The 16,299-nt window shown below is 67.7% G+C and carries 11 protein-coding genes; 7 read left to right on the top strand and 4 right to left on the bottom strand.

What is annotated here, in order from left to right; all coding sequences use genetic code 11:
• Positions 1-152 precede the first annotated feature (152 nt).
• The 4 genes from ACN22W_RS07485 to ACN22W_RS07470 are packed head-to-tail and all read left to right on the top strand — an operon-like array spanning position 153 to position 5,008.
• Positions 153-1,700, top strand: a complete 1,548-nt coding sequence (locus ACN22W_RS07485; RefSeq protein WP_419687066.1) for an efflux transporter outer membrane subunit — start codon at positions 153-155, stop codon at positions 1,698-1,700.
• 15 nt (positions 1,701-1,715) lie between these two features.
• The gene (locus ACN22W_RS07480; protein ID WP_412021983.1) at positions 1,716-3,920 is read left to right on the top strand and encodes an FUSC family protein; all 2,205 of its coding nucleotides are present in this window, start codon (positions 1,716-1,718) and stop codon (positions 3,918-3,920) included.
• A complete protein-coding gene (locus ACN22W_RS07475) occupies positions 3,917-4,120 on the top strand; it encodes a DUF1656 domain-containing protein (RefSeq protein WP_048244099.1) in 204 nt (67 codons plus the stop codon). The genes ACN22W_RS07480 and ACN22W_RS07475 overlap by 4 nt, the downstream gene beginning before the upstream one ends.
• Positions 4,121-4,132: 12 nt before the next feature.
• Entirely contained in the window at positions 4,133-5,008 is an 876-nt protein-coding gene (locus ACN22W_RS07470; RefSeq protein ID WP_129514368.1) for an HlyD family secretion protein, read from the top strand.
• Positions 5,009-5,029: 21 nt separating this feature from the next.
• Here the strand turns inward: ACN22W_RS07470 and ACN22W_RS07465 are convergent, their stop codons facing one another.
• Positions 5,030-6,682 (bottom strand): methyl-accepting chemotaxis protein, encoded by a 1,653-nt coding sequence (locus ACN22W_RS07465; protein ID WP_193098202.1) that lies wholly within the window; start codon positions 6,680-6,682, stop codon positions 5,030-5,032.
• Between the two features lie 405 nt (positions 6,683-7,087).
• Between ACN22W_RS07465 and ACN22W_RS07460 the strand changes: the two genes are divergently transcribed.
• On the top strand, positions 7,088-8,326 hold the full coding sequence (locus ACN22W_RS07460) for an MFS transporter (protein ID WP_419687064.1): 1,239 nt from the start codon (positions 7,088-7,090) through the stop codon (positions 8,324-8,326).
• A gap of 66 nt (positions 8,327-8,392) precedes the next feature.
• Here the strand turns inward: ACN22W_RS07460 and ACN22W_RS07455 are convergent, their stop codons facing one another.
• Positions 8,393-9,190 carry a 5'-methylthioadenosine/adenosylhomocysteine nucleosidase gene (locus ACN22W_RS07455; RefSeq protein WP_193098200.1) on the bottom strand — a complete coding sequence of 266 codons (798 nt, stop codon included), beginning with the start codon at positions 9,188-9,190 and terminating at the stop codon, positions 8,393-8,395.
• Complete coding sequence (locus tag ACN22W_RS07450) at positions 9,187-11,550, bottom strand: UvrD-helicase domain-containing protein (protein WP_419687063.1); 2,364 nt, start codon at positions 11,548-11,550, stop codon at positions 9,187-9,189. Before ACN22W_RS07450 ends, ACN22W_RS07455 begins: the two co-directional genes overlap by 4 nt.
• A 213-nt stretch (positions 11,551-11,763) precedes the next feature.
• On the opposite strand from ACN22W_RS07450, the gene ACN22W_RS07445 reads away from it, so the two are divergent.
• Both ACN22W_RS07445 and galU read left to right on the top strand, forming a co-directional pair.
• Entirely contained in the window at positions 11,764-14,631 is a 2,868-nt protein-coding gene (locus tag ACN22W_RS07445) for a valine--tRNA ligase (RefSeq protein WP_419687061.1), read from the top strand.
• Between the two features lie 87 nt (positions 14,632-14,718).
• The gene (gene galU, locus ACN22W_RS07440) at positions 14,719-15,603 is read left to right on the top strand and encodes a UTP--glucose-1-phosphate uridylyltransferase GalU (protein WP_129514362.1); all 885 of its coding nucleotides are present in this window, start codon (positions 14,719-14,721) and stop codon (positions 15,601-15,603) included.
• A gap of 53 nt (positions 15,604-15,656) precedes the next feature.
• Here galU and ACN22W_RS07435 read toward each other — a convergent pair whose 3' ends face one another.
• Entirely contained in the window at positions 15,657-16,271 is a 615-nt protein-coding gene (locus ACN22W_RS07435) for a DUF4136 domain-containing protein (RefSeq protein WP_419687059.1), read from the bottom strand.
• Positions 16,272-16,299 lie beyond the last annotated feature (28 nt).

Genomic DNA, 16,299 nt, shown 5'->3' with positions numbered 1-16,299 from the left:
TACCCGTTTGAATCCGGAGGGATTGTTGCACAGAGGCCAACAAATATTATCTCAGGATTCGTAAAAATGACTTGCACCGTTGTCCATTTATTCAGGAATCACTGAAAAATATAATCGCATCCGGCTCATCTATATCCGAAAGGGAGAAAATCGTGCAGTCTCCGGCACCAAAAGGGACGCTCGCACTGGCGGTTCTTGCAGTCTCATTAATAATGGCCGGATGCGCGAGCATGGGCGACAACAAGCCGCAGTCGGCCCGCATCGAAGCGAACGCGCTCGACGCCGGCGCGGCCATCCGCGCGGCCGACCGGGACGCGGGCTGGCCCGCGGCCGACTGGTGGCGCGCGTACCGCGATCCGCAACTCGATACGTGGATCGCCGCCGCCCAGGCCGGCAACCCGACGCTCGCGGCCGCCGAGGCACGGGTACGCGAAGCGCAGGCAATGGCGCGTGTCGCCCGCTCGGCCGAACTGCCGCAGATCAACGGCAACCTGTCGCTGATGCGCGAGCACTGGCCCGACAACGTGTACTACGGCCCGGGCCCGCTCGCGAACGCCGATACCTGGAACAACACGGGCACGCTCGGCCTGTCGTACCACCTCGACCTGTGGGGCAAGGACAAGAACACGACCGAGCGCGCACTCGACACCGCGCATGCGACCGCCGCCGACGCGCGTGCGGCGAAGCTCGAGCTCGAAGTCAACGTCGTGCGCGCGTATGTCGGCATGTCGATGAACTATGCGCTGCTCGACCTCGCGCACGAAACCTTCGAACGCCAGCGCTCGCTCGCCGATCTCGCGCGCAAGCGCCTGCAGGCCGGCCTCGGCACGCAGCTCGAAGTAAGCCAGGCGGAATCGACGCTGCCCGACTACGAACGCCAGATCGACAGCTATGAAGAAGCGATCCAGCTCGCGCGCCACCAGCTCGCCGCGCTGGCCGGCAAGGGTCCGGGCGCAGGCGACGCGATCAAGCGGCCGCAGCTCTCGCTCGACGCGCCGGCCGGCCTGCCGTCGGCCATGCCGGCCGACCTGCTCGGCCGCCGCCCCGACGTGGTCGCGGCGCGCTGGACGGTCGACGCGCAGGCGCGCGGCATCGACGTCGCGAAGGCATCGTTCTACCCGAACATCGACCTGCTCGCGACGGTCGGCGGCTTCGGCGTGACCGCGCCGTTCACCGACTTCCTGCGCGCGATGAACGGCGGCTGGACGGCCGGCCCCGCGCTGTCGCTGCCGATCTTCGAAGGCGGCCGGCTGCGCGCGCAGCTCGGCGCCGCGAACGCCGGTTACGACCAGGCGGTCGAGCGCTACAACCAGACGATCGTCGGCGCGCTCAAGGATATTGCCGACCAGGTCGTGCGGATCCGTTCGCTCGATACGCAGAAGAAGGACGCCGCACGCTCGGTGGCCGCCAACGACCGCAGCTACCAGCTGTCGCGCGAAGGCTTCCGGCGCGGGCTGACCGATTACGTGAACGTGCTGATCGCGCAACAGCAGCTGCTGCGCGCGCAGGAGACGGCCGCCCGCATCGATGCGGAACGCCTCGCCGCGCATGCGCAGCTGATGGCCGCGCTCGGCGGCGGTGTCGAGACGGGTAGCGACGTTCGGGGCGGCCATCCGCCGCATGACGAACCCGCTGCGGCGGTCGCCCGGCCCGCGCAGGTCGCCACCGCCGGCGCGTCCGGCGTGCCGGCCGCACGGTAACGCGGAGCACCCGCCATGTCAGCCTCCTCCTCCGCTTCCACGCACGCCGGCGGTCCGCTCGCGGCCTGGTACGCCGCGTTCGGCGACTGGGCCCGCACCGACGGCGCCGCGTGGCTCTATCTGTTCAAGGCGCTGCTCGCCGCGTTCATCGCAACCGGCGTGTCGATGCGGCTCGACCTGCCCGCGCCGAAAACCGCGATGACGACGGTGTTCATCGTGATGCAGCCGCAAAGCGGCGCGGTGCTCGCGAAGAGCTTCTATCGCGTCGCCGGCACGATCTTCGGGCTCATCGCGACGCTCACGTTCGTCGGGTTGTTCCCGCAGCAGCCGCAGCTGTTCCTGCTGGCGGTCGCGCTGTGGGTCGCGCTGTGCACGGCCGGTGCCGCGCGCAACCGCAACTTCCGCAGCTACGGTTTCCTGCTGGCCGGTTATACGACCGCGCTGATCGGACTGCCCGCTTCGCAGCACCCGGACGGCGCGTTCATGAGCGCGCTGACGCGGGTGGCCGAAATCATGGTCGGGATCGTGTCGGCCGGCGTGGTCAGCGCGCTCGTGTTTCCGCAGTACACGGGCGAGCAGATGCGCACGACAGTGCGCAAGCGCTTCGGCAGCTTCGTCGACTACGTCGCGTCGGCGCTGTCGGGCAAGCTCGACCGCGCGCATATCGAAACCATCCATACGCGCTTCGTCGCCGACGTGGTCGGGTTCGAAGCCGCGCGCAGCATGGCCGTGTTCGAGGATCCGGACACACGGATGCGCAGCGGCCGCCTCGCGCGGCTGAACAGCGAATTCATGAGCGCGTCGAGCCGTTTCCATGCGCTGCACCAGTTGATGAACCGGCTGCATGCGATCGGCGCGCAGGCCGCGATCGACGCGATCGAGCCGTACTTCCGCGAGATCGCGCCGCTGCTGCTGACGCCGGCCGGCGAACCCGTGCGCACGTCGACCGACGCGGGGCATGCAGCCGAGCAGCTGCTCGCGTGGCGCGATGCGCTGCCGCGCCGCATCCGCGCGACGCGCGCGGCGCTCGAAACGCAGCCGGACTTTCCGCTGCTCGATTTCGACACGGCCGCCGAACTGCTGTACCGCTTCATCACCGACCTGCACGAGTACGCGGCGACCTACGCGTCGCTGTCGACGCCGACGCACGAACGCGAGCGCTGGATCGAACGCTATGAGCCGCGCACCAACATGACGGCGATGGTGATCGCGGCGATCCGCACCGCGACCGTGATCCTCCTGCTCGGCTGGTTCTGGATCGAGACGGCCTGGCCGAGCGGCGTGACGCTCACGCTGACGGCGGCGGCCACCTGCGCGCTCGCGTCGTCGACGCCGCGGCCGACCGCGATGTCCGCGCAGATGGGCATGGGGACGGCGCTCGCCGTCTGTACCGGCTTCCTGCTGACGTTCGGGATCTATCCGCACATCGACGGATTCCCGCTGCTGTGCGTCGCCCTCGCGCCGCTCCTCGCGATCGGCATCTTCATGACGTTGAAGCCGAAGCTCGCGGGCTACGGGATGGGCTACCTGATCTTCTTCAGCTTCCTCGCCGGCCCGGACAACATCACGCACTACGACCCGACCAGCTTCATGAACGACGCGCTCGCGCTCGTGCTGTCGATGCTGGTCTCGGCGATCGCGTTCGCGGTGCTGTTCCCGCCGACCGCGCCGTGGCTCAAGAAGCGGCTGTTCGCCGACCTGCGCCACCAGGCCGTCGCGGCCTGCCACGCGCGGCTCGCCGGATTGCGCACGCGTTTCGAGAGCGGTGCGCGCGACCTGATGTATCAGGCGCACACGCTGTCGGCGGACCAGCCCGACGTGCAGCGCGACGCGTTGCGCTGGATGTTCGCGGTGCTCGAAACCGGCAATGCGGCGATCGACCTGCGCCACGAGCTGGCGGCGCTGCCGCCCGACCCGCGTTATGCGCCGTCGATGCCGTGGCGTCGTGCGATCGAGACGATGCGCGGCGCGCTGGCGACGCTGTTCTCGAAGCCGAGCGCCGCACGCTTCGATGCGACGCTCGCCGCGACCAATGCGGCGATCGACGCGACCCGGCAGGCGCTCGACGTGTTCGCACCGACGCGCGACGAACGCCACCGGCTGCAGCGCATTCTGAGCCATCTTCATTTCGTGCGCACGGCGCTGCTCGATCCGGAATCGCCGCTCGAGCCGCTTTACCGCAACCGCCCCGTGCGTCCCCAACCTGGAGCCTCGTCATGATGCCGCGTGAAATCGCCATTCTCGATGCCTACATGCCCACGGTGGTGCTGATGTTCGTCCTGGGCGCGCTCGCGACCTGGGCCGTCGACCGCCTGCTTGCCTATACGGGCCTCTACCGGGTCGTCTGGCACCCGTCGCTGTTCCGGGCCTGTCTTCTCGTCTGCATTTGCGGCGGACTGAGTCTTGCCGTTTACCGTTGATTCCGAACCATCATGATTCTCAGAAAACTCTTCGGCTTCGTCGCGACCGCCGTCATCCTTCTCGTCGCGATCCTGATCGGGCGCTCGCTGTGGGTGCACTACATGGACGATCCGTGGACGCGCGACGGGCGCGTGCGCGCCGAGATCGTCAACGTCGCGCCGGACGTGTCGGGCGCGATCGTCGAGCTGCCCGTGCATGACAACCAGCTCGTGAAAAAGGGCGACCTGATCATGCAGATCGACCCGTCGCACTACCAGATCGCGGTCGAGCAGGCGCAGGCGGCCGTCGCCGCGCGCCGCGCGGAACTGCAGATGCGCCGCGACGATGCGGCCCGCCGCGCGGATCTCGATGCGCTCGTCGTGTCGAAGGAAAACCGCGAGAACGCGGCGCACAGCGCGTCGAGCGCCGATGCGCAGTACCAGCAGGCGATCGCCGCGCTCGACGCCGCGAAGCTCAATCTCGAGCGCACGCGCGTCGTCGCGCCGGTCGACGGTTACATCACGAACCTGCAGACGTTCAAGGGCAACTACGCGGTGGCCGGCCAGGCGAAACTCGCGATCGTCGACAGCCATTCGTTCTGGGTCTACGGCTACTTCGAGGAAACCAAGCTGCCGCGCGTGAAGATCGGCGCGCCGGCCGAAATGCGGCTGATGAGCGGCGGCGTGATGAAGGGCCATGTCGAAAGCATCTCGCGCGGCATCTACGATCGCGACAATCCGCAAAGCCGCGACCTCGTCGCGGACGTGAACCCGACCTTCAACTGGGTGCGCCTCGCGCAGCGCGTGCCGGTGCGCATCCGGATCGACGAGGTGCCGGCCGACGTGGTGCTGTCGGCGGGCACGACCTGCACGGTCATCATCGATCCGGACCAGCGAAAGAAGTCCTGATGGCCGGACGGCCGGGCGCGCTCAGGCCGCGATGCGAAAGCGCCCGACCAGCGACTTCAATGCCTGCGCCTGCTCGTCGAGCGCGTTCGCCGCGGCAGCCGCCTGTTCGACGAGTGCCGCGTTCTGCTGGGTGCCTGAGTCCATCTGCGTGACCGCGCGGCCAATCTCTTCGATCCCGGCGCTCTGCTCGTCCGATGCCGCGGAAATCTCGCCGATGATGTCGGTCACGCGCTTGACCGCGCGCACGACGTCGCCCATCGTGCGGCCCGCATCGTGCGCGAGCGCCGCGCCGTTCGCGACGCGCTCGACCGACGCGCCGATCAGCGCGCGGATCTCCTTCGCCGCGGTCGCCGCGCGCTGCGCGAGCAGGCGCACCTCGCCCGCGACCACCGAGAAGCCGCGCCCCTGCTCGCCGGCGCGCGCGGCCTCGACCGCCGCGTTCAACGCGAGAATGTTGGTCTGGAACGCGATCCCCTCGATCGTCCCGATGATGTCGCGAATGTTCTTCGCGCTGTCGTCGATCTCGCTCATCGTCGCGACCACCCGCCCGACGACTTCACCGCCCGTCTCCGCGACGGCCGACGCATTGGCCGCGAGCGTGCTCGCCTGGCGCGCATTCTCGGCGTTCTGCCGCACGGTCGACGTGAGCTGCTCCATGCTGGCCGCGGTGCGCTCGAGCGCGACGGCCTGCTGCTCGGTGCGCCGCGACAGGTCGAGATTGCCGGTCGAGATCTCGCCGGACGCGGCCGCGATGGCCTCGGCGCTGACGGCGATCTCGCCGACGGTCGCCGCGAGCCCCGTCTGCATCTCGGCCAGCGCGCGCACCATGCTGTCGCGGTCGTGCCGGCCGAGCGTGATCGGTCGCGTCAGGTCGCCGCGCGCGATGTCCGCGGCGATCGCCTTCGCATGCGCGGGCTCGCCGCCGAGCTGCGACGCGAGGCGGCGCACGACGCGCTCGGCGATCACGATCGCGAGCACGATCAGCGCGGCCGTCATCGCCGCGATCATCGCGAACGACGACGAGAAGATGGTGGCGGACGCATCGAGCGTCGCCTTCGACTTCTCGCCGCGCGTCTTCACGAGGTCGGCGACGAGTTTCTCGAGCTTGCCGGTTTCGACCAGCAGCGACACGTCCTGCGTGCCGACCTGCCAGTTCATCTGCGACAGGTCGAGCGGCTGCGCGCGCACCAGCGCGACGAAATCGCGCAGATGCGCGCTCCACGTGCCGACCGCCGTCGAGAACGCACGCAGCCGCGCCGAATCGTCGGCATCGGCCGGATCGGCGTAGCGCTGCAGCGTGCCGAGCGCCTGCCCGATCGACGCGAGCCCCGCGCCGACCTCGGCGCCCAGTTCGTCGCGCTCCTTCGCGGTGGTGGCGGTCAGCAGCATCTTCTGTGCACGGCTTGCCCGCAGCAGCTCGGCCCGGACCTCCTGCGCCGCGCGGCTCGCGACGTGGCCCTGCTCGTAGACCGACGCGATCGACGCGTTCAGCCGACTGATCTGCCACAGCGAAAACACGCCGATCGCGAGCGTGCCGGCCAGCAGGATCGCGAATGCGGCGCGCAAGGTCGACTTGACGGTCCACGGCCGGCGCTCGCGACGCGCCGCTCGCGTGCGCCGTGCGGCGCGACCGGCGGCCGCACCTGGCTGCGGATGCAATGATGCTGCTTTCATCGATATATCCCCGTATGGATCACGTTGCCGGATAGGTCGGTTCCGGCATTCCCGCGACGGCTGGCCATGCCGCGCGTCCTGCGCCCGCACGGCGGGTAGCCGGTGCCGGGCGCGGCGCGCCTGTTGTCATTGGGTTCATCTACGGCCGCCACCGCCGTTTCTTGAGTCCGGTCATACACGGATCCGGGCCCCGGCGCGGCTCCGCGGACGGGCGGACGCGTCGCCAGCGTTATACCCGGTCAAAAAAACGGGCACCGGCCGATCCGTCACATGAATGTCCGATTCGCGATAAAACTTGGCCTGACATTCTCGATACGCCACATTACACTTCTTTGACGCAGCAACGATTCAAAACGCGCCGATCCCCATCAGAGCGCGCCCGTCACCTCAACTCGTTCAGCTCACATGGAAACCAGCCTCGACACCGGAGTCGCCGGCGCAGCCGCCGCCCAGCCGTCCGCGCCACCCGTTCCCCGCACCGTCTATCCGGTGCTCGGCGCGATCAGCTTCTCGCACATGCTCAACGACATGATCCAGTCGTTGATCCTCGCGATCTACCCGATGCTCAAGAGCCAGTTCGCGCTGTCGTTCGCGCAGATCGGCCTGATCACGCTCACCTACCAGATCACCGCGTCGCTGCTGCAGCCGCTCGTCGGCCTCTATACCGACAAGCGCCCGAAGCCGTATTCGCTGCCGGTCGGCATGGGCTTCACGCTCGCGGGGCTGCTGCTGATGTCGGTCGCGCCGAGCTTCCCGGTGCTGCTGGTGGCCGCGGCACTCGTCGGCTGCGGCTCGTCGGTGTTCCATCCGGAATCGTCGCGTGTCGCGCGGATGGCGTCGGGCGGCCAGCACGGGCTCGCGCAGTCGGTGTTCCAGGTCGGCGGTAACGCGGGTTCCGCGCTCGGGCCGCTGCTCGCCGCGCTCGTGATCATTCCGCACGGCCAGCACAGCATCGCGTGGTTCTCGGCGGCCGCGCTCGTCGCGATGGTCGTGCTCACGCAGATCGGCCACTGGTACAAGAAGCATCCGTCGATGAAGAAGAAGGCCGTGTCGGCCGGCCACCCGACGCTGTCGCGCGGCCGCGTGATCGGCGCGATCGGCGTGCTGGTGCTGCTCGTGTTCTCGAAGTACTTCTATCTTGCGAGCATCAACAGCTATTTCACGTTCTACCTGATCGACAAGTTCCACCTGTCGGTGCAGGCCGCGCAGATCCACCTGTTCGTGTTCCTCGCGGCCGTGGCGGCCGGTACGCTGATCGGCGGGCCCGTCGGCGACCGGATCGGCCGCAAGTACGTGATCTGGGTATCGATTCTCGGCGTCGCGCCGTTCACGCTGCTGCTGCCGTACGCGAACCTGTTCTGGACGAGCGTGTTGACCGTGATCATCGGCATCGTGCTGGCGTCGGCGTTTGCCGCGATCCTCGTCTACGCGACGGAACTGATGCCCGGCAAGGTCGGGATGGTCGCGGGCCTGTTCTTCGGCTTCGCGTTCGGCCTGGGCGGCGTCGGCGCGGCCGTGCTCGGCCAGCTCGCCGACGCGACGAGCATCACGTTCGTCTACAAGGTGTGCTCGTTCCTGCCGTTGATCGGCGTGCTGACGGTGTTCCTGCCGAACCTCGAAAGCAGCCGGCGCAAGAAGGCGTGACAAGCCGGCCGCGGCGTGCGCGCCGCGGCCGGTCGACCGGCTTGAAAGGAGAAAACGACGGCGGCTTCAGGCCGCCGTCGTCGCATGCAGCGTCAGGAAACGCTTGAGGATGCCGGACGAATAGCTGCTCGCGATTGCCGACAGGAAGTGCGAGAACGACTGCGTCGCGTGATCGTCGGCCGTATCGGAGATCGTGCGCACGAGCGCGAACGGCACGTCGTGTTCCGCGCACACCTGCGCGATCGCCGCCCCTTCCATTTCGACCGCGAGCGCGTCTGGCAGCGCATCGCGCAGCGCGACGACCTCGCTCTCGCTCGACACGAACCGGTCGCCGCTGATGATGAGTCCGGCGTGCAGCTGGGCGCCGGCCAGCCCGAAGCGCTCGGCGAACTGTGCGCCCTCTTCCGCGACGAACAGCGTGCATGCGGCCCTGAGACGGGCCGTCAGTTCCGCGTCGGTCGCGAAACGCGTGATGCCGAGCAGCGGCACCTCGTAGCGCGGAAAGAGCGGCGATGCGTCGAGGTCGTGCTGCAGCAGCGTGTCGGCCACGACGACGTCGCCGACGCGCACCGTGCGCGACACGCCGCCCGCGACGCCGGTGAACACGACACCCGCGACGCCGAACACGTGGATCAGCGCGCTGACCGTCGCGGCGGCCGCGACCTTGCCGACCCGCGCGAGCGTGACGACGCAGGCAGCACCGTGCACGGTGCCGACGTGATAGTCGCGGCGGCCGAGCGTGACCGTCTTCATCGCGCCGTCGGCGCGCATCGCGGCGATCAGGTCGCCGAGTTCCTCGGGCAGCGCGGCCAGAATGCCGAGCGGGCGAGCCGCAGGCGTCACATCCGTGTCGATACCCATCATTCCACCGCCTGCAGTTTCGCGACCGCGAGCGCGAGCCATTTCTCGCCGTGCCGCTTGAACTTCACCTGTGCCTTCGCGTCGGTGCCGTTGCCTTCGAGCGCGGTCACCGTGCCTTCGCCGAACTTGGTATGGAACACCTGCTGGCCGACCCGGAAGCCGGTGTCGGCCGCGCGCTGCTTGTTCGCGAACGCGGGCAGCGGCGCGGTCACGGCCGCGTCGACGATCTGCTCGCGGCTGCCGCCGCCCGGCCGCGCGAACCAGTCGCGCCCGTAACCCGCGTTGTCCGACCGCCCGCCCCAGCGCGAACCGGCCTCGACCTTCGGCGTCAGCCACTTCAGCACGTGCTCGGGCAGTTCGTCGAAGAAGCGCGAGCGCACGTTGTAGCGCGTCTGGCCGTGCAGCATCCGGCTTTGCGCGAACGACAGGTAGAGCCGCTCCTTCGCGCGCGTGATCGCGACGTACATCAGCCGGCGCTCTTCCTCGAGGCCGTCCGATTCGAGCACGCTGTTTTCGTGCGGGAACAGCCCTTCCTCGAGGCCCGTGATGAACACGGCCGAGAATTCGAGCCCCTTCGCCGCGTGCACCGTCATCAGCTGCACGGCGTCCTGCCCGGCCTGCGCCTGGTTGTCGCCGGCCTCCAGCGACGCATGCGACAGGAAGCCCGCGAGCGGCGTCATCGTGTCGGGGTTCTGCGCCGGATCGCCGAGCGACGCCGGATCGAGCACGTCGACCGCGGCATCGTCCGTTGCCACGCCGAGTTCGGGCGCCGCGATCGCGCCCGCGCGCAGCGGGATCGAGCGCGCCGGCGTATCGAGCCCGTAACCTTCCTCGGCGACGAACGCGGTGGCCGCGTTCACGAGTTCCTGCAAGTTCTCGAGGCGGTCCTGCCCTTCGCGCTCGCCCTGGTAGAAATCGGAAAGGCCGCTCGCGCGCACCACGTACTCGACGGTCTCCGGCAGGTTCATCTGCTGCGTGTCGGCGCGCATCTTCGCGACCAGGTTCGCGAACCCGCCGAGGCTCGTGCCGGCCTTGCCGGTCACGTACGGAATCGCGGCGGCCATCGAGCAGCCGTACAGGCGCGCGGCGTCGGCCAGTTGCTCGATCGAGCGCGCACCGATCCCGCGGGTCGGGAAGTTCACGACCCGCACGAACGCCGTGTCGTCGCTCGGGTTGTCGATCAGGCGCAGGTACGCGAGCGCGTGCTTCACTTCCTGCCGCTCGAAGAAGCGCAGGCCGCCGTACACGCGGTACGGGATGCCCGACGACATCAGCGTATGCTCGATCGAGCGCGACTGCGCGTTGCTGCGGTACAGGACGGCCACTTCGCTGCGGGCCATCCCGGTGTTGATCAGCGAGCGGATCTCCTCGACGATCCAGCCGGCCTCCTGCGAATCGGTGCTGGCCTCGTACACGCGCACGGGCTCGCCGTGGCCCGCGTCGGTGCGCAGGTTCTTGCCGAGGCGGTGCGCGTTGTTCGAGATCAGCTGGTTCGCCGCGTCGAGGATGTTGCCGTGCGACCGGTAGTTCTGCTCGAGCTTGATCAGGTTGCGCACGCGGAATTCGTCTTCGAAGTCGCGCATGTTGCCGACGTTCGCGCCGCGGAACGCGTAGATCGACTGATCGTCGTCGCCGACCGCGAAGATCGCGTTCTGGCCGCCCGCGAGCATCTTGAGCCACGCGTACTGCAGCTTGTTGGTGTCCTGGAACTCGTCGACCAGGATGTGCTTGAAGCGCGCCTGGTAGTGCGCGCGCAGCGGCGCGTTGTACGCGAGCAGCTCGTAGCAGCGCAACAGCAACTCGGGGAAATCGACGACACCCTCGCGCTGGCACTGCTGGTCGTATGCCTGGTACAGCTCGACGAACTTGCGGTTGAAGCTGTCGGTTGCGTCGACCTTGTCGGGGCGCAGCCCCTGCTCCTTCGCGTTGTTGATGAAGTACTGGACGTTCTTCGGCGGGTACTTCTCGTCGTCGACGTTCGCCGCCTTCATCAGCCGCTTGATCGCGGACAGCTGGTCGGCGGTGTCGAGGATCTGGAACGTCTGCGGCAGGCCGGCGTCGCGCCAGTGCGTGCGCAGCATCCGGTTGCAGAGGCCGTGGAACGTGCCGATCCACATCCCGCGCGTGTCGATCGGCATCATTGCCGACAGGCGCGCCATCATCTCGCGCGCGGCCTTGTTCGTGAAGGTGACGGCGAGCACCGTGGGCGGCGACGCGTAGCCCTGCTGGATCAGCCACGCGATGCGCGTGATCAGCACGCGGGTCTTGCCGCTGCCCGCCCCTGCGAGGATCAGCGCCGGTTCGTTCGGCAACGTGACGGCGGCGTGTTGTTCGGGGTTCAGATTGGCGAGCAGATCGGGCATGGAGCGGCAGCGGGCGGGCGAGAAAAATGCGGACCCGACATTATAAGTCGGCCGCGCGCCGCCGTTCCCGATCCGTTCGATCGCGTGCCGCGAGCATGTTGCGGCCACCTCGCGACGGGCCCGTGCGGGCAAGGCGATGGCTGGCCGATGGGCATCCCTTTATAATTGTCAGATTCGGCATCCAATTCACGCATATTTCGGCAGATTTCCAACATGAGCGACAACACGCTTGCGAAGAGTTTCGAACCCCACACCATCGAAGCCCAATGGGGGCCGGAGTGGGAAAAACGCGGTTATGCCGCCCCGGCGTTCGACCCGGCGCGCCCCGATTTCGCGATCCAGTTGCCGCCGCCGAACGTGACGGGCACGCTGCACATGGGCCACGCGTTCAACCAGACGATCATGGACGGCCTCGCCCGCTACCACCGGATGCTCGGCGAGAACACGCTGTGGGTGCCCGGCACCGACCACGCGGGGATCGCCACGCAGATCGTCGTCGAGCGCCAGCTCGACGCGAAGGGCGTGTCGCGCCATGACCTCGGCCGCGAGAAGTTCGTCGAGCGCGTGTGGGAATGGAAGCAGCAGTCCGGTTCGACGATCACCGGCCAGGTGCGCCGCCTCGGCGCGTCGACCGACTGGTCGCGCGAATACTTCACGATGGACGACAAGATGTCGGCCGCCGTGCGCGACGTGTTCGTCACGCTCCATGAACAGGGCCTGATCTATCGCGGCAAGCGCCTCGTCAACTGGGATCCGGTGCTGCTGACCGCCGTGTCGGATCTCGAGGTCGTCAGCGAAGAAGAAAACGGCCACCTGTGGCACATCCGCTACCCGCTCGTCGACGGCTCCGGCTCGCTGACCGTCGCGACGACGCGTCCCGAGACGATGCTCGGCGACGTCGCGCTGATGGTCCACCCGGAAGACGAGCGCTACGCGCACCTGATCGGCAAGCTCGTCACGCTGCCGCTGACGGGCCGCGAGATCCCGGTGATCGCCGACGACTACGTCGACCGCGAATTCGGCACGGGTGTCGTGAAGGTCACGCCCGCGCACGATTTCAACGACTACCAGGTCGGCCTGCGCCACAACCTCGCGCCGATCGAGATCCTGACGCTCGACGCGAAGATCAACGACAACGGCCCCGAGCAGTATCGCGGCCTCGACCGCTTCGACGCGCGCAAGGCGATCGTCGCCGACCTCGACGCGCTGGGCTTCCTCGACTCCGTGAAGCCGCACAAGCTGATGGTGCCGCGCGGCGACCGCACGGGCGTCGTGATCGAGCCGATCCTGACCGACCAGTGGTTCGTCGCGATGACGAAACCGGCGCCGGAAGGCACGTTCCACCCGGGCAAGTCGATCACCGAGGTATCGCTCGACGTCGTTCGTGACGGCCAGATCAAGTTCGTCCCGGAAAACTGGACGACCACCTACTACCAGTGGCTCGAGAACATCCAGGACTGGTGCATCTCGCGCCAGCTGTGGTGGGGTCACCAGATTCCCGCGTGGTACGGCGAGAACGGCGAGGTGTTCGTCGCACGCAGCGAGGAAGACGCACGCGCGAAGGCCGCCGCACAGGGCTACACGGGCACGCTGACGCGTGACGAAGACGTGCTCGATACGTGGTTCTCGTCGGCGCTCGTGCCGTTCTCGTCGCTCGGCTGGCCGAACGAAACGCCTGAACTGCAGCACTTCCTGCCGTCGTCGGTGCTCGTCACGGGTTTCGACATCATCTTCTTCTGGGTCGCCCGGATGGTGATGATGACCACGCACTTCACGGGCAAGGTGCCGTTCCACACCGTCTACATGCACGGTCTCGTGCGCGACGCGGAAGGCCAGAAGATGTCGAAGAGCAAGGGCAACACGCTCGACCCGCTCGACATCGTCGACGGCATCGACCTCGAAACGCTGGTCGCAAAACGCACGACGGGCCTGATGAACCCGAAGCAGGCCGCGACGATCGAGAAGAAGACGCGCAAGGAATTCCCGGACGGCATCCCCGCGTTCGGCACCGACGCGCTGCGCTTCACGATGGCGTCGATGGCGACGCTCGGCCGCAACGTGAACTTCGACCTCGCGCGCTGCGAGGGCTATCGCAACTTCTGCAACAAGCTGTGGAACGCCACGCGCTTCGTGCTGATGAACTGCGAAGGCCACGACTGCGGCAGCGACAAGCCGGAGGTCTGCGGCGCGGGCGACTGCGGCCCGGGCGGCTACCTCGACTTCTCGGCGGCCGACCGCTGGATCGTGTCGCTGCTGCAGCGCACCGAGGCCGACATCGCGAAGGGCTTCGCCGATTACCGCTTCGACAACGTCGCGACCAGCATCTACAAGTTCGTGTGGGACGAGTACTGCGACTGGTATCTCGAACTCGCGAAGGTGCAGATCCAGAACGGCACGCCGGAGCAGCAGCGCGCCACGCGCCGCACGCTGCTGCGCGTGCTCGAAACGGTGCTGCGCCTCGCGCACCCGGTCATCCCGTTCATCACCGAAGCGCTCTGGCAGAAGGTCGCGCCGCTCGCGGGCCGCTATCCGCAAGGCAAGGCCGAGGGCGAAGCGTCGCTGATGATGCAGGCGTATCCGGTCGCCAACCTGCAGAAGATCGACGAGGCGTCCGAGCAATGGGCCGCCGACCTGAAGGCGATCGTCGACGCATGCCGCAACCTGCGCGGCGAGATGAACCTGTCGCCGGCGACGAAGGTGCCGCTGCTCGCGGCCGGCGATGCCGAGCGCCTGCGCTCGTTCGCGCCGTACGTTCAGGCCCTCGCGCGCCTGTCGGAAGTGCAGATCCTCGCGGACGAGGCAACGCTCGACAAGGAGGCGCACGGTGCGCCGATCGCGATCGTCGGCCCGAACAAGCTGGTGCTGAAGGTGGAAATCGACGTCGCGGCCGAACGCGAGCGCCTGTCGAAGGAAATCGCGCGCCTGACGGGCGAGATCACGAAGTGCAACGCGAAGCTCGGCAATGAGGCATTCGTCGCGAAAGCGCCGCCGGCCGTGGTCGAACAGGAGCAGAAACGCGTCGCGGAATTCCAGAGCACGCTCGAAAAACTGCGTGCGCAGCTCGATCGGTTGCCTGCGTAACAATCGGTAAGGCTGTTTGCGTTCACTATAATGGGGACGTGAACATACATCGTCTGACAAGTCGATTACAGGAATAAAGGTTCGATCATGTTGAAAGTCACCAAGGCGGTATTCCCCGTTGCCGGTCTCGGCACGCGGTTCCTGCCGGCAACGAAGGCGAGCCCGAAGGAAATGCTGCCGGTCGTCGACAAGCCACTGATCCAGTACGCGGTCGAGGAAGCGATCGCCGCCGGCATCACCGAGATGATCTTCGTCACCGGGCGCAGCAAGCGCGCGATCGAGGATCACTTCGACAAGTCGTACGAGGTCGAGGCGGAACTCGAGGCACGCGGCAAGGAAAAGCTGCTCGAGCTCGTGCGCAGCATCAAGCCGAGCCATGTCGACTGCTTCTACGTGCGCCAGCCGGAAGCGCTCGGCCTCGGCCATGCGGTGCTGTGCGCGGAGAAGCTCGTCGCCGACAACCCGTTCGCGGTGATCCTCGCCGACGACCTGCTCGACGGCAACCCGCCCGTGATGAAGCAGATGGTCGACGTGTTCGACCACTATCACAGCTCGGTGATCGGCGTCGAAGAGATCCCGCCGTCGGAGACGAAGTCGTACGGGATCGTCGACGGCAAGGAATGGGAAGAGTCGATCGTCAAGATGTCGGCGATCGTCGAGAAGCCGGCGCCGGAAGTCGCGCCGTCGAACCTCGGCGTGGTCGGCCGTTATATCCTGAAGCCGCGGATCTTCGAACACCTGCGCGCGCTGAAGCCCGGCGCGGGCGGCGAGCTGCAGCTCACCGACGCGATCCAGGCATTGCTCACCGATGAACAGGTGCTGGCCTACAAGTACCAGGGCACGCGCTACGACTGCGGCAGCAAGCTCGGCTACCTGAAGGCGACGGTCGAATTCGCGCTGCGCCACCCGGAAGTCAGTGCGGAATTCGAAGCCTACCTGCGCACGCGAGGCGGCGCGCATCCGGCCGCCTGAACGCGGCAAGGGCTCGCCCCGGCGGGTCCGCCCTCACCTTACCGGCCGCCGCTTCAGCGTGCTTCGGCCGGCTTCACCGAGACGACGCCCGGCATTGCGCCCGCGTCGTCTTTTTTCGTCTTGACCAGCCAGCCGCCGCCGGCGTCGAACGGCACCTTCGCGAGTGCGCTCTTCACGAGTGCCGGCGCGGCCTGCTGCGTGCCGGGATCGCGATCGCGCAGCGCGGCCGACACGCGGTAGACGTCGGCACCCGATTTCGCATCGACGAAACGCAGCGTCAGCACGTGGCGATACACGGTGCCCATGAACGGCAGCGCGAACGGCGCCGGCCCGTCGACCGTCACGCACGCGCTGCTCGCGGCGCCGCACCGGTCGGCGCTCGCCGCGACCGAGGCCGGCTGCGTGGCGTACGCGATCGACAGCCGGTAGCGCGCGGCCGCGAGCGGCTGCGCGTCGAAGCCGCGGCGCGCGAGTTCGTCGTGCACGAGTGTCTCGATCTGCCGGTACTCGGCATCATTGGCCTGCGCGGCCGTCCGCACGAAATCGTAACCGTGCGCGCCGGATGCAAACGCATTCGGCTGCCCGACCGCACTCACGCCGCTCGTCACGCCGGCGCAACCCGCCAACAGCGACGCCGCAAGCGCGGCCGCTGCCCATTGCTTTCTCATGACTTTCCCCAAATGCCTGCCGTCGCGC

The organism is Burkholderia theae, assembly GCF_048565265.1.
Classification (GTDB): Bacteria; Pseudomonadota; Gammaproteobacteria; order Burkholderiales; family Burkholderiaceae; genus Burkholderia; species Burkholderia theae.
This window is presented reverse-complemented; position numbering and strand designations above follow the sequence as displayed.